General features: G+C 72.2%; 2 protein-coding genes. Both read right to left on the reverse strand.

Annotated elements, in window-relative coordinates; all coding sequences use genetic code 11:
* Positions 1 to 127 precede the first annotated feature (127 nt).
* The gene (locus C667_RS23290) at positions 128 to 589 is read right to left on the reverse strand and encodes a CopD family protein (protein ID WP_004390204.1); all 462 of its coding nucleotides are present in this window, start codon (positions 587 to 589) and stop codon (positions 128 to 130) included.
* A gap of 82 nt (positions 590 to 671) precedes the next feature.
* A partial coding sequence (locus tag C667_RS23295) for a DUF2064 domain-containing protein (RefSeq protein WP_004390205.1) occupies positions 672 to 1,001 on the reverse strand: 330 nt, incomplete at its 5' end.

Consider the following 1,001-nt stretch of genomic DNA (forward strand, 5'->3'; position numbering starts at 1 on the left):
GCTCGGCAGCGCGCATGCCGGCCGATTGTTGCACCGGCCGGGCCGGCGGGCCAAGCATGCCGCGGCCGGATCAGGGTTCTCCCCGATCCGGCACGCCGGGCATCGAACACAAGGGGAGCGTGCAGGCTCAGCCCAGCCAGCGCCCGATCGTCCCCATCGCGATGGTGAGGAAGCCGAGCGTGAGGTTGGTGCCCACCAGCTGGCGGATGCGCCCAAGCGCCGCGCCGCCCGCCTTCCAGTCCTCGGCCGCCACCGCGCGCGCCAGCGCGGCGTAGGGCGTGAAGAACACGAAGGCGTAGATGCCGATCATGACCAGGCCCATCAGGAACATGAGGTGCTGGTACAGCGGCGCGTCCGCGAAGCCGACGCGCAGGATCAGCGCCAGCCCGCTCGCCAGCACCACGGCGACCGCCACCCACACCCAGGTGAAGAAGCGCGCCAGCACCCCGCGCCACAGGCGCAGCCGCGGCGGCGGCTCGAGCTGGCTGGCGGCCTCGGGGCGCAGGCAGACGTAGGCGAAGAACATCCCGCCCACCCAGACGACGACGCCGGCGATGTGCAGGAACAACAGCAGGGGATCGAAGCTCATGGGGATTCTCCTTCGCGCAGTCGGGAGGTCGATTGTGCCGCAAAAGCGTTGCCACACTGGTGAATCGCGGCTTGCCCGGGCTTCATGCGCCGGACGGAAGATGGACGAGGTCGGCCGGAACGTCGATGTCGTGCAGCGCGGGCAGCTCGCGATACGGCCATGCCAGCGCCGCGAGGCGCGCGCGCGTCGCGGCGGCGACCGTCGACGTGCTCCAGGCGATGCCCTCGAACAGGCTCGGGTCGAAGCGGCGCAGGCCGAGCAGCACGTAGCCGCCGTCGAAGCTCGGCACGATCACCGCCTCGACCTCGTCGAGCGCGTCGGCCGCGGCGCGCAGGCAGGCGGCATCGAGCGCCGGGCAGTCGGTGCCGATCAGCAGCACGCGCTCGCCGCCGGCGAGCACCCGGCGCGCCGC

It is taken from the genome of Thauera phenylacetica B4P, assembly GCF_000310225.1.
GTDB lineage: Bacteria > Pseudomonadota > Gammaproteobacteria > Burkholderiales > Rhodocyclaceae > Thauera > Thauera phenylacetica.